The 1195-nt window shown below is 39.0% G+C and carries 1 protein-coding gene and 1 rRNA gene; both read left to right on the forward strand.

The genetic code is table 11. The features are described 5' to 3' along the window. Window positions 1-85 (forward strand): 5S ribosomal RNA (gene rrf / locus Q4533_RS19600); the annotation flags it as partial. A 147-nt stretch (window positions 86-232) separates the two neighbouring features. After that, a complete protein-coding gene (locus Q4533_RS19605) occupies window positions 233-424 on the forward strand; it encodes a hypothetical protein (protein WP_133126569.1) in 192 nt (63 codons plus the stop codon). Window positions 425-1195 lie beyond the last annotated feature (771 nt).

The raw sequence follows: 1195 nt of genomic DNA on the forward strand, positions 1-1195 counted from the left end.
ATCCCATCCCGAACTCAGTAGTGAAACGCAATCGCGCCGATGATAGTGTGGGGTCTCCCCATGTGAAAGTAGGTCATTTCCAGACGCTAAATTAGAATAATCCCTGACTCAATGAGTCAGGGATTTTTTTCGTTTAGGATTTTAAAATAAATAAGTCCTTTTGGTGTTAGGTTTAGTTAATAGCCTACTCGAAATCAGTGTGGACGACATGGCCATGTGAAAGTAGGGTGCAATGTCTGTGTTTATAAAGCAACGCTTTATGCAGACATGGAGCGCGGAGGATTTATCCGCAGCTGAACATCGCCAAGCGCCTAATACGAATAATCCCTATTTGGTGTTATGTTTAGTAAAACTTGCTGGTAATCAGTGTGGACGACATGCCTATGTGAAATGGGGTCATCGCCAATCGTCTAATCAATATTAAGCCCGTCACTGTGTAGCGGGCTTTTTGCGTTTATGGTTTTAATAAAACTGGAATAGATCAGTAGAGCTAATATTAGCAGATCTGGTTTGGTGAATTAATTGAAGCTTTTATCTTTTATATAACGGTTAATTAAGGCTATTGCATTGAAAATATCTTCTTACAACGTGCAGTGTTTGTGTTCTATTACTGAAGAACTCTTCAGCTCTTCTACTTACTGGATAGTCTCTTTACGAACGACATTCTTTGCTAAAAAACTTTAATCAACAACGATTACCTGGATTGGCCTGTTAGCAGCACTAACATGACTATTTCTGTGGCTGGGGAGTAATGCTATTAACATTGAGGCTGCAGTGCTTAAAATAATATTGTTTTTTATGCTAATTTCCTCATGTTGAACTAGAATTGAATGCCGCATTGGAACTTATGCGGATAAATTATGACCTTTTAGAAAGCTCGAAAATTCACAGCTCCAAAACTGGTAGATAGTTTTACGGTAGTCATTGCCGTGTTTTGAGTTAAGCGTTACATGGCACCAGCACAAAAATGAATGTTATCCTTTTCTATTACTGGGCTTAACACAATTTAAGCGGTTGGTATATTATCCCTAGAGTGCCACTTTTTGGCTCGCTGTGTGGATAACCTTGGGGGTAATAAGTGTGTATCCTGTACTTAAACAATTAATGATTAAAAACTTCATTTTTATGCATAAAAGCCCTTGCGCTAAATCTTAACTTGCCTATAATGCGCATCCACTGACACGGCGACAGGCCA

It is taken from the genome of Shewanella sp. 6_MG-2023, assembly GCF_030547195.1.
Classification (GTDB): Bacteria; Pseudomonadota; Gammaproteobacteria; order Enterobacterales; family Shewanellaceae; genus Shewanella.

What these genes read in the sequence shown, in the direction of transcription:
- Q4533_RS19605 (WP_133126569.1), top strand. Translation starts at nt 233, where the DNA reads ATGTCTGTGTTTATAAAGCAACGCTTTATGCAGACATGGAGCGCGGAG.